This window comes from Streptomyces sp. CNB091, assembly GCF_000377965.1.
This window is the reverse complement of the sequence record NZ_KB898992.1, coordinates 407,400-433,521: the sequence shown is the minus strand read 5'-3', so window position 1 is coordinate 433,521 and position 26,122 is coordinate 407,400. Positions and strand designations below refer to the sequence as shown.

The following is a 26,122-nucleotide window of genomic DNA, read 5'->3' as shown; positions in this document are numbered from 1 at the left end:
CTCAGGAGGTCAGACCTTCTTCGACGCCGCGTAGTTCCGCAGGAACAGCGCCTCGGCGACCGACATCCGCTCCAGCTCCTCCGGCGACACGCTCTCGTTCACCGCGTGGATCTGCGCCTCGGGCTCGCTCAGCCCGATCAGCAGGATCTCCGCCTCCGGGTAGAGGCCCGCCAGCGTGTTGCACAGCGGGATGGAGCCGCCCATCCCGGAGGACTGCATCTCCTGGCCCGGGTACGCGTCCCGCATCGCGTCCGCCATCGCCGTGTACGCCGGGCTGGTCATGTCCGCGCGGAACGGCTGGCCCTGGCCCACCTGTTCCACCCGCACCCGCGCACCCCAGGGGGCGCGGGACTCCAGGTGGGCGGTGAGCAGCTTCGTCGCCTCGGCGGCGTCCTGGCCCGGCGGCACCCGCAGGCTGATCTGCGCCCGCGCGCTCGCCTGCACGGACGGCGTCGCGCCGACGACCGGCGGGCAGTCGATGCCGATGACGGTGACGGCGGGGCGGGCCCAGATCCGGTCGGCGACCGTGCCGGTGCCGATCAGCTCCACCCCGTCCAGCACCTTGGCGTCCTGCCGGAACTCCGCCTCCGGGTACTGGAGCCCGTCCCAGTCGGCGTCGCCGGTCAGGCCGTCGACCGTGGTCGTCCCGTCCTCGGCGCGCAGCGAGGCCAGCAGCTGGATCATCGCGGCCAGCGCGTCCGGGGCCGCGCCGCCGAACTGCCCCGAGTGCAGGTTCCCCTCAAGGGTGTCCAACCGCACCCGCAGCATCGTCATCCCGCGCAGCGTCGCGGTGACCGTCGGCAGCCCGACCCGGAAGTTCCCGGTGTCGCCGATGACGATCGTGTCGGCCGCCAGCAGCTCCGGGTGCGCTTCCGCGTACCGCTCCAGACCGCCGGTGCCCTGCTCCTCGGATCCCTCGGCGATCACCTTCACCGAGACCGGGACGCCGCCGTCCGCCTTGAGGGCGCGCAACGCGAGCAGGTGCATGATGAACCCGCCCTTGCAGTCGGCCGCGCCCCGGCCGAACCAGCGGCCGTCGCGCTCGGTCAGTTCGAACGGCGGGGAGACCCACGCCGACTCGTCCAACGGCGGCTGCACGTCGTAGTGCGCGTAGAGCAGCACGGTCGGCGCGTCGGCCGGACCGGGCAGGAACCCGTAGACGGACTGCGTCCCGTCAGGGGTGTCCAGCAGGGCGACGTCCGTGAACTCCTCGGCGCGCAGCGCGTCGGCGACCCACTGCGCCGCGCCCTCGCACTCGCTCCTCGGGAATACCGCCGGGTCCGCCACCGACTGGAACGCCACCAGCTCGGCCAGCTCCTCCCGGGCGCGGGGCATCAGCGAGGCGACGGTCTCGGGAATCGGACGGGCGGTCATGGGCACGCTCCTCGTGGGTGCGACGTTATGGGTAGGGCGCGGTGTGTACGCGACCGTGTGCGACGCCGTCGGTGAGGCGACGCGTGTACGACGAAATCATGGCCGATCCTCCCACAGGAGGGCTGGGCCGGAACGCGCCGTAGGATGCCGTGAGCAGCTTGGGGCCACTGGTCGGATCAGGAGCAGAAGCACATCGTGAGCAGCGAGAACGCAGACGCCGGACGTGAGCCGGAAGAGTCGTCCGTGTGGGATGTCGTCGTGGTCGGCGCCGGACCGGCCGGCGCATCGGCGGCGTACGCGGCAGCCGTGGCGGGCCGAAGAGTCCTGCTGCTGGAGAAAGCGGAACTGCCGCGCTACAAGACCTGCGGCGGGGGGATCATCGGGTTCTCGCGGGACTCCCTGCCGCCGGGGTTCGAACTGCCCCTGAAGGACCGCATCCACGCGGTCACCTTCTCGCTCAACGGCAAACTGACGCGCACCCGCCGTTCCCGGCGCATGCTCTTCGGGCTCATCAACCGCTCGGAGTTCGACGCCGGTCTGGTCGAGGAGGCGCAGAAGGCCGGGGCCGAACTGCGCACCGGGGCATCGGTGGTGCGGGTCGAGCAGCACGGTCCGGCCGTGCCCGACCGGCGGACGGTCGCCGTGGTGCTGGCCGGTGGCGAGACGGTGCTCGCGCGGGCGGTCGTCGGCGCGGACGGCAGCGCGGGCCGGATAGGAGCCCATGTCGGGGTGAAGCTCGACCAGGTCGACCTCGGCCTGGAGGCGGAGATCCCGGTCCCGGCCACCGTCGCGGAGGACTGGGCGGGCCGGGTGCTCATCGACTGGGGCCCGATGCCCGGCAGTTACGGCTGGGTGTTCCCCAAGGGGGACACGCTCACCGTGGGCGTCATCTCGGCGCGCGGCGACGGCGCGGGCACCAAGCGGTATCTGGAGGACTTCATCGCCCGCCTCGGCCTCGCCGGGTTCGAGCCGGCCGTCTCCTCGGGCCATCTCACCCGCTGCCGCAGCGACGACTCGCCGCTCTCCCGCGGCCGGGTCGTGGTCTGCGGGGACGCGGCCGGACTGCTGGAGCCGTGGACCCGCGAGGGCATCTCCTTCGCGCTGCGCTCGGGCCGGCTCGCGGGGGAGTGGGCGGTCAGGATCGCCGAGTCGCACGACGCGGTGGACGCTCGCCGTCAGGCCCTCAACTACGCCTTCGCCATCAAGGCCGGTCTCGGCGTCGAGATGGGCGTCGGCCGTCGCATGCTCAAGCTGTTCGAGCGCCGCCCGGGGATGCTGCACGCGGTGCTGACCGGCGTCCGCCCGGCGTGGAAGGCGTTCGCCGGGGTCACCCGGGGGACGACGTCGCTGGCCGAGCTGGTCCGTACGCACCCGCTGGCGCAGCGGGCGCTGTCCGCGATGGACCGCTGAGGTCCCACCGTGCTTCTCGGGGTGCCGCTCCGCCCTGCCGGGGCGGCGGCGCCCCGACGTCGTACGGGGCGGGTCAGCGCTCGACCGTGATGCGGAAGACCGGGTGGTCCGGGCAGGCCGCCAGCAGCTCGGCGTCGGTAGACTTGGCTGTGATCCCCTGGAAGTACTGGTTGACCTCCCAGCCCCACCGCTCCAGATAGGCCCGGATGATCCGGGCCTTCTGCGCGTCGTCGGCGATCTCCACGGCGGTGAAGCTGCTCACCTTGCGTCCCAGCCGCAGCTCTCCGCCGCCCGCGACGCGCATGTTGCGCACCCACTGCGAGTGGCCCCGGGCCGAGACGACGTACCGCTCGCCCTCGAAGGCGTGGGCGTTGACCGGGATGCGCTGAAGCTGCCCGCTCTTTCGCCCGCGCACCGACAGCTCGGCGGAGCCCATCAGGCTGATGCCGTGCCGGGCCAGCCATCCGACGATCTTGTTGAGGCGGGCGGCGGAGGTGCTCGCCCGGAGGTAGTAGGGCTGCTGCTGCGACATGGGTGACTCCCGAGATGCTGGGAGAGCAGTGCTCTCGCTTGAGATCAGTGTGCACGGGACGAGACCCCAAAGCAAGAGCACTGCTCTCGTTATTGGTCGGTGCTCCCTGTCCGTGGCAGACTGACCGCATGAGCACCATCCGAGGGGCCAGGGAACGCGCCCGCATCGAAGTGACCGCGGCCATCAAGGACGAGGCCAGGAAGCAGCTCGCGGAGGAGGGCGCGGCGAAGCTCTCGCTGCGGGCCGTGGCCCGCGAGCTGGGCATGGTCTCCTCCGCGCTCTACCGCTACTTCCCCAGCCGTGACGACCTGCTCACCGCGCTGATCGTCGACGCGTTCGACGCCATCGGCGCGGTCGCGGAAGGGGCGGCGGGGGAGCGGGCGGGGACGCTCCCGCCCGCCGAACGCTGGATCGCGGTGGCCTGTGCCGTACGGGAGTGGGGGCTCGCCCACCCCCATGAGTACGCCCTGATCTACGGTTCGCCCGTACCCGGCTACATCGCCCCGATGGACACGGTGGGGCCCGCGTCCCGCGTGGGCCTGGTCTTCATCGACATCGTCCGTGCCGCGTTCCGGGCCGAGGACCTCGCCGTGCCCGCCCTCGCCCCGGGCTTGCGTTCCGACGCGGAGCGGATGGCCGCCGAGTTCGCCCCGGACGTGCCTCCGGCCGCCGTGGCGGCCCTGGTCGCCGCCTGGGCCCAGCTGTTCGGCCTGATCTCCTTCGAGCTGTTCGGCCAGTTCAACCGGGTCGTCGAGGCGCGCGAGGCACTGTTCCGACAGGCCGCCGGTCAGCTGGCCCGCTCGGTGGGCCTGCCCGGCGTCCCTACGACCTGACTGCGGAGCGCCGCTTTCCCGGTGGCGTACTCCCCGACGGCCGCCGCCTCGCTCGCCCGGCTCACCGAACGGGAGCGGGAGGTGATGGCGCTGGTCGGCATCGGCCTGTCGAACGAGGAGATGCCCGCAGACTGGTCGTCAGCCCGCTCACCGCGAAGACCCACGTCAGCCGCACCATGGTCAAGCTCGGAGCCCGCCACCGGGCCCAACTCGTCGTCCTCGCACACGAATCGGGCCTGGTGCGCCCCGGCTGGCTCCGGCTGAGCCGAGGCGCACCCGGTCTCTCTGCCCGGTGCTCCGGCGGCACTCACCAGGTGACCGCGGAGTTGTCCGTCCAGATCCGGGCCACCGAGCGGTCGCCGCGCAGCGTGACGGCGGTGAGCGGCAGCCGGTTCCAGAGGGTGAGGTAGAGCCCCTCCGCCGTACCGCTCAGCTCGCAGTCGAACCCGTCGCCTGGCTGGGCCCCGGCCTCCGACCGCACGGCCCGGGGCGGATCCTGGGAGATCCGTACCGTCCAGGTCGCCTCCGTGTCCACGGCACGCACCCGCAGCGTCCGGGGCTTCTTGGAACGCACCTTGCTCTTGGGCCGGGTGTGGAACCCGGTGAGGAGCTCGTCGATGCCGTCGACCGCCCGGTCCGCGGACACCGCGGTCAGCGGACCGCCGAGCGCCGACTCGGCGTCCACGCGGTGCACGGTCGTCTCGTTGAGCTGGCGGCGGGACCAGAACGCCAGGGGCGAGGGGGCCGGCATGAAGGTCCAGCAGTCCAGGTCGGCGGGGGCTTCCTCCAGGGACCTGACCAGATGGCGGTGCCCCTGGCGGAACCAGTCCAGGAGTTCGGCGCCGTCGAGGGCGGGTTCGCCGCCGTCCGGCCGGTAGGTGGTGTGGGCCTCGGTGATGAACGCCGCCGCCCAACGGTGCACCATGCCGGTGTGCCGTAGGAGATGACGTATCTGCCAGCCGGGACAGGTCGGGACCGATGTCCCTGATCCGGCCCGCTCGGCGGCGGCCGCGAGCAGTCGCCCTTCCTCGGACAACGACGCGATGTGCTCGGCGATCTGCATGGCGGCGATTGTGCCAGGGCTCCTGTTCGGCCCTCAGACGCCCTGAGGGTGCGCGGAACCGGCCGACCCGGCCCGGCGCACCAGGCGGACGAACCAGCCCAGGGCCAGCGACTGGACGAGGACCGAGACCACCAGGCCGAGCACCAGGAACCACGCGGGCCCGCCGGCCTCGGCGCCCGCCAGGGAGCCGCCGAGGAAGAACAGGAAAACGGTCGGGGCCGCGAGGAGGAACAGCCAGACGCCGGAGAACGAGGCGTCCTCGTGGGCGACGAACAGGGTGTCCACGGCGACGAACAGCGTCGCCGCGAGGACCAGCCCGAGGTAGATCAGGGAAGCGGGGTTGCGGAAGGTCAGCCGGACCAGGGTGTTCAGGTGCGGGTGGTCGGTCAGGCGCTTCATGGTGTGCTCCCCTGCTGCTCGCTCTGCCTCTTGCTCGGTCGAGGCTTCCATCGTGCGCGGGGGGAGCGGGTCCTGCCTGAGTACGGCTACTCAATCGACCATGTGTGCGGGTGATCAGGTGTGCGCGTCCGTCGTCGCGTTGCGCGCTCCGTAGCCCAGGGCGGCGGCCGCCGCGGCCAGCAGGGCGACCGTCGTCAGGGCCAGCGGCAGCGAGAACCAGTCGGCGAGGAAGCCGATCGCGGGCGGGCCGAGCAGCATCCCGCCGTAGCCGAGCGTCGACGCCGCGGCGACTCCGCTCGGTCCCGCGAGTTCGCCCGCACGCCCCACCGCGACGGGGAAGATGTTGGCGAGCCCGAGGCCGGTGACCGCGAACCCGGCCAGCGCCAGCCAGGTGGTCGGCGCCAGCGAGCCCAGCAGCATTCCGGCCGAGGCCGTTACGCCGCCGAGGACGAGGGTGCGGGTCTGGCCGAGCCGTTCGAGCAGGACGGTCCCGGTCAGCCGGCCCGCCGTCATCGTCAGGGCGAACAGCGCGTAGCCGGCGGCGGCGAGCCCGGGGCGCGCGCCCAGGTCCTGTTCCAGGTGCAGCGCGCCCCAGTCGGCCAGCGCCCCTTCCCCGTACGCCGTGCACAGGGCGATCACGCCGAAGAGCGCGACGACGCGGCGGGCCCGGGGCGACAGCCGCTGCTTCGGCGCTTCCCGGTCGACGGGCCGAGGAGCGGCGGGGACCGGGCGGTGGCGCAGCAGGGCGGGCCCGGCGAACGCGGTGACGAGCAGGCCTGTCCCGGCCAGCAGGAAGAGGTGCGTGGACGCGGTCAGGCCCCCCGCGACCAGCCCGCCGAGCCCGGCGCCGACCATGCCGCCCAGGCTGAACGCCGCGTGGAAGGTCGGCATCACGGGCCGGCGCCGTTCGGCGACCAGGTCGACGGCGGCGCTGTTCATCGCCACGTTCATCCCGCCGTACGCCGCTCCGAACACCAGCAGCACGAGGCCGAGGGAGAGCGCCGAGTGGGTCTGGGCGGGCAGGGCGATGCTCAGGGGAAGCAGGACGCCGCAGACCACGGTGACGGCATGGCTGCCGTAACGGCGGCACAGCCGGCCGGTGAGCATCATGGTGATGACCGCGCCGGCGGAGACGCCGAGCAGGGCGAGGCCGAGGGTGGAGGCGGAGGCTCCGGTCTGCTGCTTGATGGCCGGGATACGGACCACCCAGCCGGCGAACAGGAACCCGTCGAGGGCGAAGAACACGGTCAGCGCGGTACGGAGGCGGGCCGAGGAGGGTGGGGCGGTGTCTCCGCCAGGTCCCCCGGGTAGGGCCGTCCGCAGTTTGTTTAGTTGCGGCACAAACTCAGCATAGGGGCGCTCGGGCGACGGACGCAACACCGCTGCACGCCGTACGTCGAGGGGTCCCGGCCGGGGCCGGAACGGGATCCCCGGGCGGGACCTGGGCGTCCGGGGAGCCTTCGGATCATGGGAGACTCGCCCCCATGAACGGCAAGGCGACCACCACCCGGACGAAGCTGGAGAGGGGCCGCAGTGCGCTCGGGCCCGCACTGGAACTGGTCCACACCGGACGCGCCCCCACCCGGGCCGTGCTCACCTCCGAACTCGGCGTCACCCGCGCCACCGCCGGGGCGGTCGCCGCGGAACTGGAGGCACTCGGGCTGATCCGGGTCGACTCCAGCCCCGGGTCGGCGGCCGGATCCCAGGGCCGCCCCTCGCATCGGCTGTCCGTCCTGGAGACCGGCCCCGTCGTCCTCGCCGCCCAGGTGCACGCCGACGGTTTCCGGGCGGCGCTCGTCGGGCTCGGCGGCCGGATCGTCGCCACCTCGCCGGGCTGCGTCGCGGTGATGGCCGACCCGGCACAGGTGCTCGGCGAGGTAGTGGAAGCGGGGGCGGGGCTGCTGCGCGAGAGCGGGCTGCGCTGCGTCGGGGCCGGGCTCGCGGTGCCCTCCGCGGTCGCCGAGCCGGAGGGCACCGCCCTCAACCCGCTGCACATCGCCTGGCCCGCCGGCTCCCCGGTCCGCGACATCTTCGCCGCCTGCGTACGCGAAGCGGGCATCACCGGGCCCGCGTTCACCGGCAATGACGTCAACCTCACCGCGCTGGCCGAGCACCGGCACGGCGCGGGCCGCGGCGCCCAGCACCTCCTGTGCGTGGCCACCGGCCACCGGGGCGTCGGCGGGGCCCTCGTCCTCGACGGCCGCCTGCACAGCGGGAGTTCGGGTCTCGCGCTGGAGGTGGGACATCTCACGGTGAACCCCGAGGGGCGGCCCTGCCACTGCGGCGGGCGCGGCTGCCTCGACGTGGAGACCGACCCGCTGGCCTTCCTCACCACCGCCCGCCGCGCACCGGGTCCCGAGGAGTCCCTCCTCAAGCAGGCCGGAAACCTGCTCCGTACGGAGTACGACGACCCCGCCGTGCGGCACGCCGCCGAAGCGCTGATCGACCGCCTGGGGCTGGGGCTGGCCGGACTGGTCAACATCCTCAACCCGGACCGGATCATCCTCGGCGGGCTCCACCGCGACCTGCTGGAGGCGGACCCGGAGCGGCTGCGCGCCGTCGTCGCCGACCGGAGCCTGTGGGGGCGCAGCGGCAGCGTGCCGATCCTGCCGTGCACCCTGGCCCACAACAGCCTGGTGGGCGCCGCCGAGCTGGCCTGGCAGCCGGTCCTCGACGACCCGCTCGCGGCGCTGGCCTGACGCCCGCAGGTCCCCGCTGTCAGCGCACCGTTCACGGCAGCGGGCGGCGCCAGGGCGTGACCCCTTCCCGCCCCGCCCGCTCCGTTTCAGCCGACCACGGCCGACCGGGCGGGCACGGCCACGATGTCGTCGGGGGTGATGGTCACGGCCCCGAACGGCCCGTCGGTCATCGACCCGTAGACCGCGAGCGGTGGCAGGGTCGAGGCGCCGGTGGCCGCGGGCAGGGTGAACCAGACGGCCTTCCCCGCCGAGCCGATCGGCCGGACGCCCCAGCTCTCGCTGACGGCGGCGATCAGGGCCAGACCCCGGCCCGACGTGGCGAACGAGTCCGCCTCGTTCACCGTGGGCAGGCGCGGGTCGTGGTCGTGGACGGAGACCGTCAGACGGTCGAGCAGCAGCTCGATGTCGACGGTGCATGACTTGTCCGGCTGTGCGTGCCGGTGAACATTGGTGAGAAGCTCGGTGACGCCCAGGGCCGCCTGGTCGATCAGAGGATCGAGATGCCAGTAGCGCAGTTGCGCCGAAATGATTCTGCGGACCTGACCGATCCGCGACGGCAGGGCCTGGAGCTCCACCGTGCAGTGCCTGCTTGGCTCGCTGATCACGGCTGCGACTCCCCGAAATAGGTCCGGAAGAAGAGAAGAGAAACGAACGGAGCCGGCGGCCGACTGACTGCCGAATCCGCTCTGCTCTTGTCGTGTCTGCTCGTGTCGCGCGATCCGGTCCGTGGAGCGGATCGCTCTGTCACCGAGGGTGCACCTTCAGTGACATGGGACCAGCGTGGCCCAGGGGATACGGCTCCGCAACTCGCGGCGGAGCCCGGCGGCCGGCGAACCGGCCCGCCGGACCTGTGCCGGTGGTCAGTCCCGGCGGCCGCGCGCGTGGCGCAGAGCCTCCAGGAAGCGCCGCAGCGGAGCCGCCCCGTCGCGTCTGCGGCTGCGCTGCCCCATCGTCAACCGGTAGCGCACCCCGTTCACCCGGGCGATGACGGAATCCGCCGCGATGAACCACCACTTGCGGGCGCTGACCGAGCCCACCGGGGCGCTGTCGATCTCCCGCCCGTTGCTCGTGAGCAGCGACAGCCGCCCGTCCTTCACCACCACCTGACCAGCCCTGGTCAGCGACCTGGTGAACCGCTCGATCCTGACCCCCGAAGCACTGAACTCGACGTCCGTCATGGCGGATTCGCCCCCCTTCGACACCACTTCCTGCTGTGCAGTGTGCCCCGGCGCGGGCCGGACCGCCAGAGGGCCCATAAGTACGACGGGTCCTCGGCCGCACCGCCCGTCGCCGCCGCCCCCGCGGGCGGTGCTCAAAGGCAGCGCTATGGACCATCAAAGTGACCGTTTGCGCAGGTGGGGTGCATATCGTGGAGGCGCCGGTATCGGATCGACGACCAACAGGAGCAGGCCCATGGACACCAGTGAGCACGCAGCCGGGCACGGGGCCAGGGCGACCGTGGACGTCGACCGCAGCGACCCGGAGTACCGGGCCTGGCTGAAGGAGGCCGTACGCAAGGTCCAGGCCGACGCGAACCGTTCCGCCGACACCCACCTGCTGCGCTTCCCGCTGCCCGAGGCGTGGGGCATCGACCTCTACCTCAAGGACGAGTCGACGCACCCCACCGGCAGCCTCAAGCACCGTCTCGCCCGCTCGCTCTTCCTGTACGGGCTCTGCAACGGCTGGATCCGGCCCGACAGGCCGGTCATCGAGGCATCCAGCGGTTCGACGGCCGTGTCGGAGGCGTACTTCGCCAAACTGATCGGCGTCCCGTTCATCGCCGTGATGCCGCGCACCACCAGCCCGGAGAAGACCAGGCTCATCGAATTCCACGGCGGGCGGTGCCACTTCGTGGACGACTCGCGCACCATGTACGAACAGTCCGCGGCCCTCGCCGCCGAGACCGGCGGGCACTATATGGACCAGTTCACCTACGCGGAGCGCGCCACCGACTGGCGCGGCAACAACAACATCGCGGAGTCGATCTACCAGCAGCTGCGCCTGGAGCGCTACCCACAGCCCGCCTGGATCGTCGCCACCGCCGGGACCGGCGGCACCTCGGCGACCATCGCCCGCTACGTCCACTACCTCCAGCACGACACCCGTATCTGTGTGCCCGACCCGGAGAACTCCTGTTTCTTCGACGGCTGGACCAACCACGACCCGCTCGCCACGAGCGACCGCGGCTCGCGCATCGAGGGCATCGGCCGCCCGCGCATGGAGCCCAGCTTCGTGCCCGGCGCCATCGACCGCATGATGAAGGTGCCCGACGCCGCCAGCGTCGCCGCCGTCCGCGCCCTGGAGCGCGCCATCGGCCGGAAGGCGGGCGGGTCGACGGGCACCGGACTGTGGAGCGCGTTCAAGCTCATCGCCGAGATGGTGGAGCGAGGCGAGCGCGGGAGCGTCGTCACGCTGCTGTGCGACCCGGGCGACCGCTACCTGGACAAGTACTACTCCGACTCGTGGCTGGAGGAACAGGGCCTGGACATCGTCCCGTACACCACCGCCATCGACGACTTCCTCACCACCGGAACCTGGCCCTGCTGAGGCCGGCTACGGCCGCACAGCTCAGGGCGCCGTCGTCGCCAGCCGCGCGTCCAGGCGGCGCACGGCGTCCCGGAAGGACCGGCCCACCCCCGCCCGTGCGAGGCTCAGCACCAGGCGGAACAGTCCCGTCCCGTCGGCGGCGAAGGTCCACTGCACCCGGGTGCCGGACCCCTCCGGAGTGAGCCGCCACTCCTCCACCAGGGCACGGAGACCCGGTGCGTTGGACTCGTCGGCCCGGTAGGCGTAGCACGTGTCCGGTTCGGCGGCCACGATCGTCTCGCGGAACCGGACCCCGCCCCGCAGCCGCACCTCGCGGCCCGCCCCCTCATGAGTGGGCGTGGCCAGGGTGACGGCGGTGAACCAGGACGGCCACGACGCGACATCCTCGGCGAGCGCGCGGTACACCACGCCCACCGGCGCGGACACCTCGGCGGCGAACACCAGACGCATCGGCGCGGAGTCGACGAACTCCCGTCCCACGGTACGGAGCAGGCGTGCCATCGCGTGCACCTCCCGGCGGTCTGCGACGTGTTGGGCCGGGCACACCCTAGCGGCAGGGCCGTCAGTTGTCTGTACCACTGCCGGTCATCGACGCACGGCGTCTCTCCTCGGCCGCGGCGGCCTCGGCGATGTTGCGAGCCATCCCGCCGAACACCACCGAGTGGAAGGGCCACACGCTCCACCAGTAGGCGTGGCCGAACAGCCCGCGCGGATGGAACAGGGCGCGCTGCCCGTACACCGTCCCGCCCCGGTCGTCGCGGCGCACCGACAGCTCCAGCCAGGCCAGGCCCGGCACCCGCATCTCGGCCCGCAGCCGCAGCAGTTCGCCCGGCAGGATCTCCTCCACCCGCCAGAAGTCCAGCGAGTCGCCCACCCGCAGCCGCTGGGCATCCCGCCGGCCGCGCCGCAGCCCCACCCCGCCGACGAGCCGGTCGAGCCAGCCGCGTACCGCCCAGGCCAGGGGGAAGGAGTACCAGCCGTTCTCCCCGCCGATGCCCTCGATCACCCGCCACAGCGCGTCCGGCCCGACCGGCACGGTCAGCTCCCGCTCGTCGCGGTAGAGGCTGCCGCCCGCCCACTCCGGGTCGGTGGGCAGCGGGTCGCTCGGCGCGCCGGGCACCGAGGCGTTGGACCAGCGGGTGTCGACCCGCGCCTCCTGGATCCGCTTCAGGGCCAGACGCAACGCCCGGTCGAAGCCGATGGGCCCGTCCGGCGGATCGGGGACGTACTCCTTGATGTCGTCCTCCCGGCACACCACCTCGTGACGCAGCGATTCCGTGAGCGGCCGGGCGATGGAGCTGGGCACCGGGGTGACCAGACCGACCCAGCGGCTGGAGAGCGTCGGGGTGAGCACCGGCACCGGCAGGATCAGCCGTCGCGGCAGCCCCGCCACCCGGGCGTAGCGCTGCATCATGTCCCGGTACGTCATGACGTCCGGGCCTCCGATGTCGAAGGCCCGGTTCACGTCCTCGGGCAGCTTCGCGCTCCCCACCAGATACCGGACGACGTCCCGTACGGCCACCGGCTGGATCCGGGTCCGCACCCAGCTCGGGGTGATCATCAGCGGCAGCCGCTCGGTGAGATACCGCAGCATCTCGAACGAGGCGGACCCCGAGCCGATCACGATCGCCGCGCGCAGTACCGCCGTCGGCACCCCGGAGTCCAGCAGGATGCGCCCCACCTCGGCCCGCGAGCGCAGATGCGGCGACAGGTCCCGCTCCGGCACCCCGGCCGGGGTCAGCCCGCCCAGGTACACGATCCGGCGCACCCCGGCCGCCCGCGCCTGTTCGCCGAAGGTCCGGGCCGCCCTGCGGTCGGTCTCCTCGAAGTCCGCACCGGAACCGAGCGCGTGTACCAGGTAGTACGCCACATCGACGTCCCGCATCGCCTCCGCCAGGGACGCGCCGTCGGTGACATCGCCGCGCACCACCTCGACCCGGTCCGCCCAGGGATAGTCGCGCAGCTTCTGCGGCGTTCTGGCGAGGGCGCGCACCCGGTGCCCCGCATCGAGCAGAGCGGGCACCAGCCGGCCGCCGATGTAGCCGGTCGCCCCGGTCACCAGAGCGCGCGGACGCGAGCTGTCGGGGCCGTCCGGGCCATCGGGGAGACTCAGGTCGGCAGAGGTATCGCCCAGATCCGTCATCTGGCCGAGTCTGGCACCGAACGGGCGGTACGACCGGTCGGGGGCTCCGTACGGCGGCATCGATGCCATGGATACGGCGCGATCGTGTGACGGTCGCTTCACCCGTACCGCATCGGCCACCCGGTCGCCGGTGACCTTCACGGAGAAGCTGAGGTACGCCTGCTCCGGCCCCGCGGTCCTACCGGTCGCCGGGGGAGGCGAGCAGGGCGTCCAGGACCTTGCCGAACATCCGCCGTCCGGTGGAGGCGAGCAGCGGATCACCCCACCGGGGCACCAGCCGCACCCGCAGTTCCTCGACCCAGACCACATGGGAACCGGAATCCGTGGGAAGCACGTCGATCGAGGCCCGGCCCAGCACCACCGACCCCCGCTTCTCCAGTCGGCAGACCCCGGCCCGGCCCCCGGCGGGAGGCGTCCACCGCACCACTTCCATCGGATCGTCGAACGCCAGCGGGCCCAGCCCCGTACGGGCCACGAAGACCGTCCCGAGCTGCGAGGGAAGTCCGGTCGGGACCGAGACCGCGGTCAACGGCACCTGCGCGCCGTGCCGTTCCCAGTCGGTCACCCGGCGCCAGGCCTCGGCTGCGGGGAGAGGGGAGAAGCGCTCGATCCGGAAGACGGCCACACCACGATCCTATGGGGTGTCCGGCGGACCCGCCGATCCGAACGGAATCCGGAACGCCCCGCCTCAGCCCTCGGTGGCGGGCGAAGCGCCGGCGGCCCCGGCGGGAGCGTCGCCCGCCACCAGCAGACCCGGCAGATGTTCCTCGATCTCCGCGCGCGTCCGAGGAGCCAGACCGGCGTCCGTGACGAACGTGTCGACCTCCTCCAGCGCCGCGAAGGAACTCAGCCCCACCGTGCCCCACTTGGTGTGATCGGCCACGACCACGATCCGGCGCGCCGCCCGGACGAAACGGCGGTTGGTCTCCGCCTCCGCGAGGTTGGGCGTCGAGAGCCCCGCCTCCGCCGAGATCCCGTGCACACCGAGGAACAGCACATCGAAGTGGAGGGAGCCGATGGCCCGGTCCGCGACCGGCCCGACCAACGAGTCCGAGGGAGTGCGCACCCCGCCCGTCAGCACCACCGTCGCCGCCCCGGGCCGCGCGCCGCGCCCCCCGGCCGGACGCTGCGCGTCGTGGAACACGTCGGCCACCCGCACCGAGTTGGTCACCACCGTCAGATCCGGCACGTCCAGCAGATGCCGGGCCAGCGCGAAGGTCGTCGTCCCGCCCGAGAGCGCGATCGCGCTGCCGGGCACCGCCAGCGCCGCCGCCGCCCGCGCGATGTCCTCCTTGGCGCTCAGCTCCAGCGCCGACTTCGCCTCGAACCCGGGCTCGTGCGTACTCGCCTCGACGATCGGGACCGCGCCGCCGTGGACCTTCTCGATCACGCCCTGGCGGTCCAGCGCGTCCAGATCCCGGCGGATCGTCATGTCGGAGACGTTCAGCTTCCGGGTCAGCTCGTTGACCCGGACCCCACCACGCCTGCGCACCTCGTCGAGGATCAGCGCACGTCGCTGCTCCGCGAGCAGGTTCTGATTCTCGCTCAACGCCGGGCCCGGTCCTTCCCTCTGCCGTACGGTCCGCAGCGGCCTGCGCGACACGCTCATCCTGCCACGCAGGCATGTCCGGCGTATCACCTGGGGAGATTCCGTGAGACCGCTTCACACGCCCGCCCCGCGCCCGGAATCCTCGGGACTTCGCGACCGGCGGGTCACCACGCCGGCCCCCACGACGTCCCGGCCCCGCACCATCCGCTCCTGCGCACGTCCCCGTCGGCCGCGAGGCCGACGCGCCCGAGAGAGAGTTCCCCCTTGGCCCCTGCCGCCCTGCCCCCGTCCCCGCCCGACTCCCCGTCCGCGCAGCACACCGGGGCCGCCCTGGAACTCCTCGTCCACGGCGTCGGCGGCGCCACCCCGCAGGAGATGCTGGGCGATCCCCGTACCGTCCGCGTCACCGGAGACGAGACCGCGGCCGTGTACCGGCGCACCGAGGACGCCCACGGCGAGAAGCACCCCGAGCGCTACCGGGACGAGCCCGTCGCCGAGGCGTACTGCTGGTCCGGCCTCACCTCCGGCAACGGCTCCCGCGCCCTGTGGCTGCTGCTCCTGCCGTTCATGGTGGTCAACCTCGCGCACTGGATGCGCCCCACCGCCACCGGCCGCACCCGCGCGGTCCGGCTGTACGGCGTACTGGTGCGGCTCGTCGCGCTCAGCCTCACCGTGCTGCTCACGGCGGCCGCCTGCGAAGTCGCCCTGGACCTGCTGGCCTGGCAGTGCGCGGGCGCCGAGGCCTGCGCCGAACGCCGTTCCTGGCTCGGTTTCCTGTCGGCCCAGCAGGGCGGCTGGTGGTCGCAGCCCGGCCGCCGTCTCGCCCTGGCCGCCGTCGTGCCCGCGGCCCTGGTGGGGCTCCTGTGGTACCTGTCCAACCGGACCTGGAGCGCTTACGAATCCCAACGACCGCTGGACGAAGGGGACATCGACGCCCACGGCCCCGAAGGGGGGCACGATGTCCACGGCTCCGAAGGGGGGCACGACGCCCGCGGCTCCGAAGGGGGGCACGACACCCACGGCCCCGACACCCCCGACCCGGACACCGACGGGGCCCCGCGCCCGCCCGCCCCGATCCGCCCCGCGCTCGGCCGGCCCGGCTTCTGGTACGGCCGCCGCATCGTCGCCCGGCTCCGCGCCGCCCACACGGCGGCCGGGTTCCTGACCGTCGCCGCGGCCGTCGCCGGCGCCGCCGCCCGGCACGACCGGAGCGCCGAAGGACCGGTGCCCCCGCTCCTCGGCGCGGCCGTCGAGGGCGGGATCGTCCTGTGCGCGCTCGTCGTCGTCCGGGTCGTCTGCAGCCGGGGCCGCAGCGAACGGACCCGCGACACCAAGCTGGACGCCGCCCTGATCACCTATCTGCCCGGCTCCGCGCTCGCCCTGCTCGCCCTCGCCGTCGTGTACGCCTCCTGGTCGCGCCCGGACTGGGAGTCCTCGGGCAGCCTGCCCGGCGAGACCGCTTTCCGGCTCCTCACCCTCGGCCAGGGTGTCCTCGTCGTCGGCCTCGCCCTGGTCGCCCGGGGCATCTTCCGGCGTAACCCCGAACCGCGCACCGTCCTGCACGGACTCGGCGGCCCCGCGGTCGCGATGCTCGCCTGCGCCCTCGGCGGCGTGATGACCGGGGGAGTGGCCCAGCGCGTCGCCGACTGGCTCGACGGCCCGGGGAGCCCGGGCATGGGTCACGGCACCGACATCGCCGGACCGCCCGTCCTGCTGAGCTGGCAGGCCTCCGTCATCCCGGTGCTCCTGCTGCTCCTGCTCGTCCCGGTCCTGGTGCTGATCGTCCGCACCACGCGCACCGCCCGCCGGCTGGGCCCGGTCATCGAGGCGGAGTACGCCCCCGAACCGCCCGACGAGGGCCGTACCCGCCGCATCGCCCGGATCCGCGCGACCGCCGCCCTCACCGACTCGGCGCCCTGGATCGTCGGCGTCGTCTCCGGGGCAACCCTGCTGCTGGGGGCGGGCGCGATCGTCGGCTCCTGGCGCAGCGACGAGGTGCCGGGCCGGGCCGCCGACGGGAGCTGGCCGCCCGTCGAATCGTTCGCCGAGGCCGCGCAGTCGACCGGCTCCTGGCTGATCGGCTTCGGCTTCGTCCTGTTCGTCGCCGGTGGCCGCCGCGCCTACAAGGACGCCTCGGCCCGCCGCACCATCGGCATCCTCTGGGACGTGGGCACCTTCTGGCCTCGCGCCGCCCACCCCTTCGCACCCCCGTGCTACGCCGAGCGCGCGGTTCCCGACCTCGCCTCCCGGATGTCCGCCTGGACGACGACCACGCCCCGGGGCCGGCTCGTCATCTCGGGCCACTCACAGGGCAGCGTGCTCGCCGCGTCCGCCGTCTGGCAACTGCCCGACGCGACCCGCCGCCGGGTCGCGCTGCTCACCTACGGATCGCCCCTGGAGCGGCTGTACGGACGGTGGTTCCCGGCCTACTTCGGCCCCGGGCCGCTGCTCGGGCTGCACCGCTCGGTGCACTGCTGGCGCAATCTGTGGCGGGACACCGACCCGATCGGCGGACCCGTCCGCATCTGTGCCGACCCCGACCCGGGCGTCGACCGGGGCCCCTTGAAGGACCCACTGGCCTACGGGCGGACCACGAAGCTCCCGCTGCCCGAACCGATCCTCGGGCACTCCGACTACCAGGCCGACCCCGTCTTCGCCGAGGAGCGGGCCGAACTCCTCGCCGAGTTGGGCCCGCTCGTTCCCCGGCAGGCGGAGGCGGGCCTTCAGAAGGGCAGCTCGGGGAGATCCTCCGGGTAGAGCAGGGTCAGGTCGTCCGTGCTCGTCTCGGCGAGCTGGGCGACCCGGCCCGCGTGCCGCTCCACCATCGACTCGAAGGTCTGGCGGGCGGTGCGGCCGTTGCCGAAGGCGGGGCCCTTGGGCAGCTCCGTGAAGTACTTCAGCAACGCCTCCCCGGTGCCCTCCGCCAGGCTGTACTCATGCTCCTCGGCCTGCTGCTCGACGATCCGCAGCAGCTCCTCGGGGAGATAGTCGCTGAAGGTGATAGTCCGCGAGAACCGCGAGGCCACCCCGGGGTTGACGGTGAGGAACCGCTCCATCTCGTGGGTGTACCCCGCGACGATCACGACCACCGCGTCCCGGTGGTCCTCCATCAGCTTCACCAGGGTGTCGATGGCCTCCCGCCCGAAGTCCCGGCCGGAGTCCTCGGGCGAGAGGGCGTACGCCTCGTCGACGAACAGCACCCCGCCGCGCGCCCGGTCGAACGCCTCCTGGGTCCGGATCGCCGTCGAGCCGATGTGCTCGCCCACCAGGTCCACCCGGGACACCTCGACCAGATGACCGCGCTCCAGCACCCCGAGCGAGGCCAGGATCTCCCCGTACAGCCGGGCGACCGTGGTCTTGCCGGTACCGGGGGACCCGGTGAAGACGAGGTGCCGGCGGACGGACGCGGCCTTGAGCCCGGCCTCCTGACGGCGGCGGCCCACCTCGATCATGTCGGTCAGCGCCCGCACCTCGCGCTTGACGCTGTCCAGGCCCACCAGCGCGTCCAGCTCGCCGAGGACCGCCGAGGAGTCCCGGGCCGGCTCCACCGGGACGACCGGCTCCGGAGCGGGCTCGACCGCGCGCTGCCCGGGCAGCGCGCCCAGCAGACCGGGCGTCGACCGGGTCTCCGTCAGCACCGCGGGGAGCGGCGGGGCCGAAGCCGTACGCAGACCGCTCTCGTCGCTCGTGCAGTCCTCGGCCACCGGGCCGGCCGCGCCGGCGTCGCCCTCGGGGAACTCGTAACCGCCCCGCGCGCACCGCTCGGTGCGGCAGCGGGTGAGCGTGGTGCGACAGCCGTCCATGATGTGGAAGCCGTAGCCCGCGCTGCCCGTCACCCGGCAACTGTCGAAGGTGCCCCGGCCCTCGGCCGAGACGTAGAACCCCGCCTCGGCCGGCGAGGTGACCGTGCAGCGCTCGATGGTGGGGTCCGCGCCCTTGGTGACGATGACCCCGGTCTGCGCCGCGTCGATGGTGCAGTTGTTCAGCGTGCCGCCGCTGCCGTGGTCGCGGAACCAGGCGCCCGTGGACGCCTCCCGGATCCGGCAGTCGTCCAGCTGGGCGGTGGCCCCGTCGCTCACGGAGACGGCGGTGTTGCGGATCTGGGAGAGGTCGCTGTCCACGACGTCGGCGCGCGACCCCCGGTCGAGGACGAAGAGGGCGTCGGGCACGTCGTGCACCCGGCAGGCGTCCAGTATCACCGTCGCGCCGTCGCTGACCCAGACCGCCGGATAGTCGCCGGTACTGTCGTGGATCTCGCACTGGTTGGCGTCGACCCGGGTGCCCGGATCCCAGACCGAGAGCCCGTTGCGGCCGAAGCGGCGGACGGTGGAGCGGGTCAGCGTGAGCACCGAACGCGACCGCAGGTCGATCGCGTTCTCCGGGATGTCGTGGATGTCGCAGTCGGCGAGGGTGAGCACCGCGTCGGTGTCCAGCGTGACGCCGTCCGCGGAGGTGCGGTGCACGGTGCAGTCGGTCAGGTGGGCCGAGGCGCGGGCGGTGACCTGGATGCCGCTGCCCTTGATCTCGTACACCTCGCAGCCGAACGCCTCCAGGCCGCTGCCCTCGCCGGTGACGCCGATCCCCGCCCCGGACGCGTGGTGGATCCGGCAGCGGTCCAGGCGCGGATGCCCTCCGTCGCGGACCGACACCCCGGACTGGCCCGCGGAGACGACCTCGCACTCCTCGAACACACCGCCCGCACCGTCCAGCACGGCGATGCCGACCCCGGCCGGATTGTCGACCGTGCACCGTCGCACGGTGGGCCGGGCCGCGCCGCGTACCTCGATGCCCGCGGCCGACCGCGTCACGATCCGCAGGTCCGTCAGCTCCGCCGTGCCGTCCTCGACCAGCAGCGCCGGGGCCGCCGAGTCCTGGCCCTCGACATGGAGGTCCTGGATGACCGCGGAGGCGCGCACGGTCAGCGGTACGCCGTCGATCGGTGCGATCCGCACGGAACCGACCGAGCCCTCCGGCCCGCGCAGCGTCACCGCGCGGTGGACGACGAGGTTCTCCCGGTAGGTCCCGGGCGCGACGGTGAGGACGTCGCCGTCGGCTGCCGCCTCCAGGGCCGCGGAGAGGGAGGCGTACTCGCCCGTGCGGCGGCGCCATCGCGATGTGCCGGTGTGCGTCACCTGGACCGTGCCCTGTGCCATGGCGTTGCTCTGCCCCCACCTCGTGCTGTGCGATGCCTCGGGTCCGTCCGTTGCCGGGGAGGCGGACGGGGTCGGACCACCGTAGCGCGCGGGAGGGGCGGGAGTTGACGAGTCCGCCCCGCGGGGCGATGTCTCCCCCGCCCGCTCCCGGCCGGGGGAGGCCGTGGTCAGCCGCCCTTTCCGGCCCTGCCCCAGTCCGGACCGGCCGCGGCCCACTCCCGGTCCAGCCGTGCGTACCGCCGCCGAACCATGCGTCGCACGGTCAGTCGGCGGCCCGCCTCGACGCATGCGCCGGCGAGCAGGAACGTGCCGATGCCGCCCAGCACGGCGTGGGTCCGGGCGGTGCGCCCGTCCATCGGCGGCGGCACCGGGTGGCCCTCCGCGTCCGTCCAGATCCGCACCGGGGACCCCGGGCCGCCCGGCCGCGAAGCGGTGGCCACCTTTCCGGTGCGCGGACTGCCGTCCGGGGCCTCCCAGGACGCCACCACCCAGGTGCGCGCGGCCCGTTCGGCGCCGCCCTCGGGATCACCGGCGAACCGTCCCCTCCCCGCCGGGCCCACCACCACCGCGTCGACGGGGTGACGCTCCTCGTGCTGGGCCCGCACCGACCGCTGGAGGGCGGCGTCGGCCACCGCCCCGCCCGCCCAGCCCGCGGCCGGGGCGCCGACCACGAGGAGCAGCAGCGCTCCGAGCGCCACCCAGGCCTCGCGGCGGTCGGTGGCACGGCGCAGCGGACTGCCCCGCCCGCGCAGCAGTGCCCACAGCACCCACACGCCGGTCCCCCCCTGCCCCTTCTGCCGATCCGGTCGATCTATCCGTCGAGGACGTCGAGGATCCGGACGGGGTCCCCGACCCTGATCACGCCCGTCCCCTCGGGAATCAGATTCTGGCCGAAGACCAACTGCTTGCCGAACCGCCGGTGGCGGGCCAGCGTGAGCAGCGGCTCCCTGCCCCGCTCGGCGGTGCGCTGGTCGGTCGTCGTGATCACACAGCGGCCGCACGGCTTGGCCACCGTGAAGGCGACCTCGCCGATGGCGATCCGTCGCCAGCGGTCCTCCGCCCACGCCTCGGTCTCCCCGATCACCACGTTGGGCCGGAAACGGTCCATCGGCAGCGGACCCTCACCGGGCCGGCCGCCCGCGGCGATCAGGGTGTTGAGCGCGTCGAGCGACGCAGTGGTGGTCGCCAGCAGCGGGTAGCCGTCGGCGAGGGAGACCATGTCCCCGGGCCGGGCGAAGAGCGGGTCGACGGGCCTGCGGTGCGACGGATCGTCGAGATGCACGAGCCGGACCTCCGCGCCGAGGACCGCGCTCAGCCAGTCATGGGCGTCGCCCGGCGCCTCCTCCACCACCACGGTGTCCCGGTGCAGCTCCACGGTGATCATGCGTCCGGGGTCCGGCCCCTCGACGCGCTGGGGTGGAAAGCCCGGCGCGGACAGGAGCACGCCGCCGCCCGGCAGCGGCTCGGCCGAGATCCGCGCCATGGACGGCTGCTGACGCTGTGTGACGGCCCTGGCCGCCTTGTCGACCAGCATCCAGCGCCGGTCGCCGTCGAGTCCCCATGGCTCGACGGCGACCAGGTCGCGGGCGCGGGCGGCGAGCGACTTGACCGGATAGACGTGGGCTGAACGGAGCACGGGAAAGCTCATGCACCCATCCTGCCAGCAACCTCTGACCCCGTACGCGTGGATTCCCGGGCACCGACTGACACCCATATGTTCTGAATGGGGTTGGTGCCCGGTGCGTCCCCCGGCGCACCTCGTCGCACGGAGTCGCGGGTTCAGTACCCCCGACTCTGGTACGGGCGGTTGTACGGGTCCTCGTACGGCGACTGCGCCGGCGCGGGCCGAGGCGAGGCCGGGCGCATCGACTCGTACCCGGTGCCGGGCGCGGGCCGCGGCTGCTGCGGCTGCTGCGGGTAGCCGCGGACCGCCGCGGGCTGCTGCGGGATGTACGGCGCGGGCGCGTGCTGCAGTTGGGCGGGCTGCATCGGCGCGTGCTGCGCCGGAGCCTGCTGGTACTGCGGCGCCGGCTGCTGCTGCGGGTAGCCGTAACCGGTCTGCTGCGACGGGGCCGCGGGCAGGGCGGGCAGCGCCGACGGCAGGGCCGGCAGGTAACTGTTGCCGGTGTCATAGGCGGCCGGAACCCGGATGGGGGCGATCTGAGGGGTTCCCCGCTCCGCGACCAAGGAGTCGTAGATCGGAGTGTCGGGGAACGACGCGGCGTAGTAGCCGCCGCCGAAGGTGGAGCGGGGGGACGTCATGCCACCTAAGTTAAGCCCACAATGTGCCGTATGGGGAGCCCCAATCTTTGGGTTATCCGTTTTACGCTGGTTCTGTGCGGCCGGCCCGCCAAAGCATCGTTAAAGATTTCGTTAACGGGAGGGACCTTTCCGCTGGTGGGCGAGGGCTTCGGCCCCGCGCTCCCGACCGTGAAGGGGAGCGGTGTCGAAGCATCCGGGAGGCAGGCGAATAGCGTTTGGCCAAAGCGCGATGCGTACGGTTCGACGCCTCGGAGATCGTCCGCCGCCCCGAAAGGCCCCGCCTTCCGTCAGCCCTCGTAAGGCTTTTGGCACCGCCCTCACCCGCTCGGCCCGCTGGTACCGGCTGTGCGCGGTGCGCGGCGCGGGGACCAGCCGGCCACCGGCAGCACCAACAGGGCGGCCAGCCCGCCCATCAGGGCCAGTGCCGAGTACCCGTCCCAGGCAACGACCAGGCCGGACGCCAGACTTCCGGCTGCTCCGGCGACCGCGAGCCCCACGTCCACCAGCCCCTGGGTCGAGGCGCGCCGGTCCGGGGGCAGGGCCTCGGTGACGATCGCGGTGCCGCTGATCAGCCCGAAGTTCCAGCCCAGGCCGAGGAGTACGAGAGCGGCGCCGAGCGCGGGCGCCGAGCCCGCGGGCGACAGGGAGGCCAGTGCCCCGGCCGCCAGCAGCAGCGGTCCGGACGCGCAGGCGACCCGTCGTCCGCCGATCCGGTCGACGAGCAGCCCGGTGAGCGGGGAAGGCAGGAACATCGCTCCGACGTGCAGGGAGATCACGAGCCCAGCCGCCTGGGCGGTATGACCGTGCGCCAGCATGTGCACCGGCGTCATCGTCATGATCCCGATCATCACGACCTGGGCCAGGATCATCACGGTGGTGCCGACGGCGACGTCGTGACGCCCGGCGGGACCCGCGGTCCCGGCGCGGGGCCCGTCCGTACGCGCGTCACCCTCCTCGCCGGTGTCCGCGCCCTCGTCCGGGGCGCCCGCAGCCCGGACGGCCAGCTCCTGGGCGAGCCGGAGCGGATCGGGCCGCAACAGGCAGGCGAGGACGACCGCGGTGGCGGCGAACGCCGCGGCCGCCAGCAGGAAGGGCCCGGCGAGACGCGGCACGCCCCAGGCGCCCGCGACCTCGCCGGCCGGCGTCACCAGCATGGGCCCGGTCACCGCGCCCAGGGTGGTGGCGAAGAGCACCGCGCTCACGGCCCGTCCACGCCGGGCCGGGGAGGCCAGGTCCGCGCCGGCGTAGCGCGCCATGAGGCCGGTCGCCGTACCCATCCCGTACACCACGAGGGCCGGGAAGAGCAGCGCCACGCTGTCGGTGGCGGCGGCCACCACGACACCGACGCTGCCGAGCGCCCCGGTCGCGTAGCCCAGCGCCAGTCCGGGGCGGCGGCCCCAGCGGGCGCAGAGCCGGCCGATGCCGAGCGCGCCGAGTGCGGCCCCCGCGGTGAAGAGCGCGCTCGGTACTCCCGCGAGGCCGGTGGAGCCGAGCATCTCCTCGGCGAGCAGGGCTCCGACGGTTATCCCCGCGGTGAGACCCGCGCCGCTCATGATCTGGGCCAGCACCAGCACGGCCAGAATGCGCCGCTGTTCCGGAATCTCACCCGTGGCAACCGGATGTCCGCTGCGAGTCGACAAGGAAGAGCTTCCGATCGTCATGCGGGCGAGGGGATTGTCTCACTCAGGCAACGGTCATGGGTTTCAGCTCCGCGATGTCCGTGAGGGAAACGTCCAGCTGTTCATGGAGAAACCGGACCATGGTCCAGTGCGGCAGCGCGCCTTCGTCGAACGGCCCGAATTCCTGGCAGTAGAGGGGGATCCAGCGCAATGCCTCTTCCAATGCCTGTTCGCGTCCCGGCTCTTCCTGGTAGTCCTCGTAGGCGATGCTGCGGTGGTTGATGAAGAACCGCCCGGGAAGTCGTTCTTCGCACAGTGCACGATATTCGCGGGTCTGCAGGATGAGGTAGTGCCATATCTCGTCGATGTCCTGTTCCACGGGCAGGAAAAGCCCGGCGAGCCGGTCCCGGTACCGGGAGACGAGGTAGAGGTACCGCAGGCATTCGGTGACCTGACGTTCCACGAAGTCCTGGGGTATGTCCGGTGCCTTGTCGCAGAAATGCCGTACCACCTCGGTGTGCAGCGCGTCCCCGAGAAGACGCTTCAGGTCGTCGGCGGAGAGTGTCTGTCCGCTGGTCATGCCACTCCGTTTCTGAGGGGGAGAGGTGGCGGCGCGTCAGGCGCCGGCGCTGACGAGCCAGGCGTACTTGCCGGAGCGCCCGATGGGGATATGGGTGCGGTGTTCGATCCGGCAGTTCCGTCCGGTCAGTTCGGCGACGGCCTGCCGTAACGCGGCGGCCTCGGTGGCTCCGAGGGGTTCGTCCGTGAACGTCGTGTACGACAGGGTGGCGTCGGCGTCGCCGTGGAGGTGCAGTTGGTGCAGGAAGATCCGGGGGGAAGCGTCTGCGACATGCCGGTCGAGGTCGCCCTGGGCGACCGGGCCGTTCGGTGTGCTCAGCAATTCCTTCTGACGGCCACAGAACTGGGTGATCGCCGCGGGGTCCGGCGAGCCGTCCAGGGTGCGCACACAATCGCCCGACCGGTAGCGGACGAGCGGCATGTAGGGATTGCGCACACTGGTGACGATGAGCTGGTGGATCGTGCTTCCGGGGGCCACCGGCAGGAGCTCGACGCTCATCCCGGCCAGGTGGGGCCAGTACCGGCCCTCCCGGTCGCTGTAGTAGAGGTAGCCCAACTCCGTACTGCCGAACAGGTCGATGACCGGGCAGTCGAAGCGCCGGTGCAGGAACCGCCGTACGTTCACCGGGGTGTACTCGTAGGCGGTGATGACGCTGGCCGGCGCGGGGAACGCGTCCAGCAGGCCCCAGGCCTCCGCCTTGCGCACCAGGTGCGCCAAGTGGTAGCCGGAGCAGTCGAGGTGGTACCGGCCCTGAGGGTGTGTGCTCCGTGCCAGGTCGATCTCGCGGAGCATCCGCAGTACGTCCTTGCGGACCCACTGCGCCGGATCCAGCCGCAGGTTGAGGTAGCAGGTGCGCTCGTCGAGCCAGCGGTCGGCCAGGATGGGTATTCCCTTGTGCTCCACGCCGCGGCGGGCGGCGTTGACCCGCGCCACGTGTTCCGTCGCGAGCACCGTGGTGAGGGAGACCCGGCGGCAGCCCGACTCCCACGTCTCGCCGATGTCGGGGTGGCTGCGCCACAACTCGTAGTAGGAACGGAGCAGGAAGTACGGAGGCCGGATGATCTGCATCCGGGCGTGGTTGGTGCCCGTGGACAGGACGAACTCCGCCTCGCCGTCCTCCAGCGCCGCCGCCAGCCGCGGCGTCATCCAGTTGTCGGGGAACCCGCGGGCGATCTCCGGTTTGTCGAGCAGGGGGAAGTGACCCTTCGCCAGGGAGTCCTGATAGATCGGTATGTCACGAATCTGCTCGATGACATCGCTGGTCGGCTGGCCCTTCATTAATTCCTTCTCATGTTTCGCATAGCTGAAGAAATACGGGCTATGAGGGAGACGGAGTCGAGACGCCCGGGAGCATGCTGTGGTGGGGGAGGAATCTCTCACAGGGCTGATCCCGGGCGCCCCCGGCCGATCAGGAGATACAGCCGGCCTTCGGCGCGGCGCTGATACACCCGTTCTTGGGTGCAGCGCTGATGCAGCCGTTCTTCGCGGCCTGCTGGGCCGAGTTGACGGCGAGCCAATTCTGCCAGACGTTGTCCTGGGCCATCTTCTTGATCAGGTGTTCCATGAGGTCCTCCGGTGATAGTGCGGAAGGTACTCCCTGAGACGGGCCGACGGTGAATGGATTTCTCCTCGGCCTGCCCGCTGAATGTAAAAGCGTGGTTGCGCAACTGTCAATGAATGGCAATGTCGAACCATGGAAGCAGCCCCATTCAGGACCGGTTTGGCGTGATTCCGCTCTGCGGGTGTCGCGTCGGCGCCGGCTCGGGTCGCGGCGCGTGCACGTGGCCGCGTCATCCGCAGAGCCCCTGATGGAAGCGGGTCGCCCGGCTTGCCCGGGGGCGCCGACGCGGTGCCGGACGTGTCGACGGCCACCGAAGATGAGAATGTTTTCCTCATGTCCGTCCCCGGGACCCCGCGAAGGCAGACTGGTCCGATGCTGTGGCGTGGGGTGGGGTCGGT

24 protein-coding genes and 1 pseudogene are annotated in these 26,122 nt (G+C 72.5%); 6 read left to right on the top strand and 19 right to left on the bottom strand.

Annotated features, from left to right (window positions below):
* Positions 1-9: 9 nt before the first annotated feature.
* The gene (locus D581_RS0108150) at positions 10-1,374 is read right to left on the bottom strand and encodes a dipeptidase (RefSeq protein ID WP_018956744.1); all 1,365 of its coding nucleotides are present in this window, start codon (positions 1,372-1,374) and stop codon (positions 10-12) included.
* Positions 1,375-1,569: 195 nt separating this feature from the next.
* Between D581_RS0108150 and D581_RS0108145 the strand changes: the two genes are divergently transcribed.
* Positions 1,570-2,784, top strand: a complete 1,215-nt coding sequence (locus D581_RS0108145) for a geranylgeranyl reductase family protein (protein ID WP_018956743.1) — start codon at positions 1,570-1,572, stop codon at positions 2,782-2,784.
* A gap of 73 nt (positions 2,785-2,857) precedes the next feature.
* Here D581_RS0108145 and D581_RS0108140 read toward each other — a convergent pair whose 3' ends face one another.
* A complete protein-coding gene (locus tag D581_RS0108140) occupies positions 2,858-3,316 on the bottom strand; it encodes a nitroreductase family deazaflavin-dependent oxidoreductase (RefSeq protein WP_018956742.1) in 459 nt (152 codons plus the stop codon).
* Positions 3,317-3,444: 128 nt separating this feature from the next.
* Between D581_RS0108140 and D581_RS0108135 the strand changes: the two genes are divergently transcribed.
* Both D581_RS0108135 and D581_RS1000000139480 read left to right on the top strand, forming a co-directional pair.
* Positions 3,445-4,149 (top strand): TetR/AcrR family transcriptional regulator, encoded by a 705-nt coding sequence (locus tag D581_RS0108135; RefSeq protein ID WP_026290324.1) that lies wholly within the window; start codon positions 3,445-3,447, stop codon positions 4,147-4,149.
* Positions 4,150-4,200: 51 nt separating this feature from the next.
* Positions 4,201-4,406: pseudogene (locus D581_RS1000000139480) on the top strand (response regulator transcription factor); the annotation flags it as partial.
* Positions 4,407-4,456: 50 nt separating this feature from the next.
* Here the strand turns inward: D581_RS1000000139480 and D581_RS0108125 are convergent.
* From D581_RS0108125 to D581_RS0108115, 3 genes are all read right to left on the bottom strand, one after another.
* Positions 4,457-5,212, bottom strand: coding sequence for a maleylpyruvate isomerase family mycothiol-dependent enzyme (locus D581_RS0108125; RefSeq protein ID WP_018956739.1), 756 nt, complete (start codon positions 5,210-5,212; stop codon positions 4,457-4,459).
* A gap of 33 nt (positions 5,213-5,245) precedes the next feature.
* Entirely contained in the window at positions 5,246-5,611 is a 366-nt protein-coding gene (locus D581_RS0108120; protein WP_018956738.1) for an SCO4225 family membrane protein, read from the bottom strand.
* 114 nt (positions 5,612-5,725) lie between these two features.
* Positions 5,726-6,856 carry an MFS transporter gene (locus D581_RS0108115; protein ID WP_018956737.1) on the bottom strand — a complete coding sequence of 377 codons (1,131 nt, stop codon included), beginning with the start codon at positions 6,854-6,856 and terminating at the stop codon, positions 5,726-5,728.
* A 239-nt stretch (positions 6,857-7,095) separates the two neighbouring features.
* Between D581_RS0108115 and D581_RS0108110 the strand changes: the two genes are divergently transcribed.
* The gene (locus D581_RS0108110; RefSeq protein WP_018956736.1) at positions 7,096-8,310 is read left to right on the top strand and encodes an ROK family protein; all 1,215 of its coding nucleotides are present in this window, start codon (positions 7,096-7,098) and stop codon (positions 8,308-8,310) included.
* 86 nt (positions 8,311-8,396) lie between these two features.
* Here the strand turns inward: D581_RS0108110 and D581_RS0108105 are convergent, their stop codons facing one another.
* Positions 8,397-8,915, bottom strand: coding sequence for an ATP-binding protein (locus tag D581_RS0108105; RefSeq protein WP_003970858.1), 519 nt, complete (start codon positions 8,913-8,915; stop codon positions 8,397-8,399).
* A 255-nt stretch (positions 8,916-9,170) separates the two neighbouring features.
* On the bottom strand, positions 9,171-9,488 hold the full coding sequence (locus D581_RS0108100; protein WP_026290322.1) for a hypothetical protein: 318 nt from the start codon (positions 9,486-9,488) through the stop codon (positions 9,171-9,173).
* 235 nt (positions 9,489-9,723) lie between these two features.
* Between D581_RS0108100 and cds1 the strand changes: the two genes are divergently transcribed.
* Positions 9,724-10,857 carry an L-cysteine desulfhydrase Cds1 gene (cds1, locus tag D581_RS0108095; RefSeq protein WP_018956734.1) on the top strand — a complete coding sequence of 378 codons (1,134 nt, stop codon included), beginning with the start codon at positions 9,724-9,726 and terminating at the stop codon, positions 10,855-10,857.
* A gap of 21 nt (positions 10,858-10,878) precedes the next feature.
* On the opposite strand, the gene D581_RS0108090 is transcribed toward cds1, so the two are convergent.
* The 4 genes from D581_RS0108090 to D581_RS0108075 form a co-directional block, all read right to left on the bottom strand.
* Positions 10,879-11,358 carry an SRPBCC family protein gene (locus D581_RS0108090; RefSeq protein WP_018956733.1) on the bottom strand — a complete coding sequence of 160 codons (480 nt, stop codon included), beginning with the start codon at positions 11,356-11,358 and terminating at the stop codon, positions 10,879-10,881.
* Positions 11,359-11,419: 61 nt separating this feature from the next.
* Positions 11,420-13,000, bottom strand: a complete 1,581-nt coding sequence (locus tag D581_RS0108085; RefSeq protein ID WP_026290321.1) for an SDR family oxidoreductase — start codon at positions 12,998-13,000, stop codon at positions 11,420-11,422.
* Between the two features lie 178 nt (positions 13,001-13,178).
* Positions 13,179-13,625, bottom strand: a complete 447-nt coding sequence (locus D581_RS0108080; RefSeq protein WP_018956731.1) for an SRPBCC family protein — start codon at positions 13,623-13,625, stop codon at positions 13,179-13,181.
* A gap of 63 nt (positions 13,626-13,688) precedes the next feature.
* Positions 13,689-14,549, bottom strand: a complete 861-nt coding sequence (locus D581_RS0108075) for a DeoR/GlpR family DNA-binding transcription regulator (protein WP_018956730.1) — start codon at positions 14,547-14,549, stop codon at positions 13,689-13,691.
* Positions 14,550-14,813: 264 nt separating this feature from the next.
* Here D581_RS0108075 and D581_RS0108070 point away from each other — a divergent pair, with 264 nt between their 5' ends.
* The gene (locus D581_RS0108070; RefSeq protein ID WP_018956729.1) at positions 14,814-17,306 is read left to right on the top strand and encodes a hypothetical protein; all 2,493 of its coding nucleotides are present in this window, start codon (positions 14,814-14,816) and stop codon (positions 17,304-17,306) included.
* Here D581_RS0108070 and D581_RS0108065 read toward each other — a convergent pair.
* From D581_RS0108065 to D581_RS1000000141590, 8 genes are all read right to left on the bottom strand, one after another.
* Positions 17,273-19,702, bottom strand: a complete 2,430-nt coding sequence (locus D581_RS0108065) for a right-handed parallel beta-helix repeat-containing protein (RefSeq protein WP_018956728.1) — start codon at positions 19,700-19,702, stop codon at positions 17,273-17,275. The two genes, D581_RS0108070 and D581_RS0108065, sit on opposite strands and share 34 nt — an antisense overlap.
* Before the next feature lie 167 nt (positions 19,703-19,869).
* The gene (locus D581_RS0108060) at positions 19,870-20,475 is read right to left on the bottom strand and encodes an Rv1733c family protein (protein WP_018956727.1); all 606 of its coding nucleotides are present in this window, start codon (positions 20,473-20,475) and stop codon (positions 19,870-19,872) included.
* A 38-nt stretch (positions 20,476-20,513) separates the two neighbouring features.
* Complete coding sequence (locus D581_RS0108055; RefSeq protein ID WP_020679185.1) at positions 20,514-21,350, bottom strand: MOSC domain-containing protein; 837 nt, start codon at positions 21,348-21,350, stop codon at positions 20,514-20,516.
* A 131-nt stretch (positions 21,351-21,481) separates the two neighbouring features.
* Positions 21,482-21,964: a DUF6643 family protein gene (locus tag D581_RS0108050; protein WP_018956725.1), complete on the bottom strand. Its 483-nt coding sequence runs from the start codon at positions 21,962-21,964 to the stop codon at positions 21,482-21,484.
* A gap of 317 nt (positions 21,965-22,281) precedes the next feature.
* Positions 22,282-23,538: an MFS transporter gene (locus D581_RS0108045; protein ID WP_020679184.1), complete on the bottom strand. Its 1,257-nt coding sequence runs from the start codon at positions 23,536-23,538 to the stop codon at positions 22,282-22,284.
* A 109-nt stretch (positions 23,539-23,647) separates the two neighbouring features.
* Positions 23,648-24,163, bottom strand: a complete 516-nt coding sequence (locus tag D581_RS0108040) for a hypothetical protein (protein WP_018956721.1) — start codon at positions 24,161-24,163, stop codon at positions 23,648-23,650.
* 36 nt (positions 24,164-24,199) lie between these two features.
* Positions 24,200-25,441, bottom strand: coding sequence for a hypothetical protein (locus D581_RS0108035; protein WP_018956720.1), 1,242 nt, complete (start codon positions 25,439-25,441; stop codon positions 24,200-24,202).
* A gap of 130 nt (positions 25,442-25,571) precedes the next feature.
* Positions 25,572-25,727 (bottom strand): hypothetical protein, encoded by a 156-nt coding sequence (locus D581_RS1000000141590; protein ID WP_018956719.1) that lies wholly within the window; start codon positions 25,725-25,727, stop codon positions 25,572-25,574.
* Positions 25,728-26,122 lie beyond the last annotated feature (395 nt).

Coding starts and splice junctions, on each gene's coding strand:
- D581_RS0108150 (WP_018956744.1), bottom strand. CDS start 1,374: ATGACCGCCCGTCCGATTCCCGAGACCGTCGCCTCGCTGATGCCCCGC.
- D581_RS0108140 (WP_018956742.1), bottom strand. CDS start 3,316: ATGTCGCAGCAGCAGCCCTACTACCTCCGGGCGAGCACCTCCGCCGCC.
- D581_RS0108135 (WP_026290324.1), top strand. CDS start 3,445: ATGAGCACCATCCGAGGGGCCAGGGAACGCGCCCGCATCGAAGTGACC.
- D581_RS0108125 (WP_018956739.1), bottom strand. CDS start 5,212: ATGCAGATCGCCGAGCACATCGCGTCGTTGTCCGAGGAAGGGCGACTG.
- D581_RS0108120 (WP_018956738.1), bottom strand. CDS start 5,611: ATGAAGCGCCTGACCGACCACCCGCACCTGAACACCCTGGTCCGGCTG.
- D581_RS0108110 (WP_018956736.1), top strand. CDS start 7,096: ATGAACGGCAAGGCGACCACCACCCGGACGAAGCTGGAGAGGGGCCGC.
- D581_RS0108100 (WP_026290322.1), bottom strand. CDS start 9,488: ATGACGGACGTCGAGTTCAGTGCTTCGGGGGTCAGGATCGAGCGGTTC.
- cds1 (WP_018956734.1), top strand. CDS start 9,724: ATGGACACCAGTGAGCACGCAGCCGGGCACGGGGCCAGGGCGACCGTG.
- D581_RS0108090 (WP_018956733.1), bottom strand. CDS start 11,358: ATGGCACGCCTGCTCCGTACCGTGGGACGGGAGTTCGTCGACTCCGCG.
- D581_RS0108085 (WP_026290321.1), bottom strand. CDS start 13,000: ATGACGGATCTGGGCGATACCTCTGCCGACCTGAGTCTCCCCGATGGC.
- D581_RS0108065 (WP_018956728.1), bottom strand. CDS start 19,702: ATGGCACAGGGCACGGTCCAGGTGACGCACACCGGCACATCGCGATGG.
- D581_RS0108055 (WP_020679185.1), bottom strand. CDS start 21,350: ATGAGCTTTCCCGTGCTCCGTTCAGCCCACGTCTATCCGGTCAAGTCG.
- D581_RS0108050 (WP_018956725.1), bottom strand. CDS start 21,964: ATGACGTCCCCCCGCTCCACCTTCGGCGGCGGCTACTACGCCGCGTCG.
- D581_RS0108040 (WP_018956721.1), bottom strand. CDS start 24,163: ATGACCAGCGGACAGACACTCTCCGCCGACGACCTGAAGCGTCTTCTC.
- D581_RS0108035 (WP_018956720.1), bottom strand. CDS start 25,441: ATGAAGGGCCAGCCGACCAGCGATGTCATCGAGCAGATTCGTGACATA.
- D581_RS1000000141590 (WP_018956719.1), bottom strand. CDS start 25,727: ATGGAACACCTGATCAAGAAGATGGCCCAGGACAACGTCTGGCAGAAT.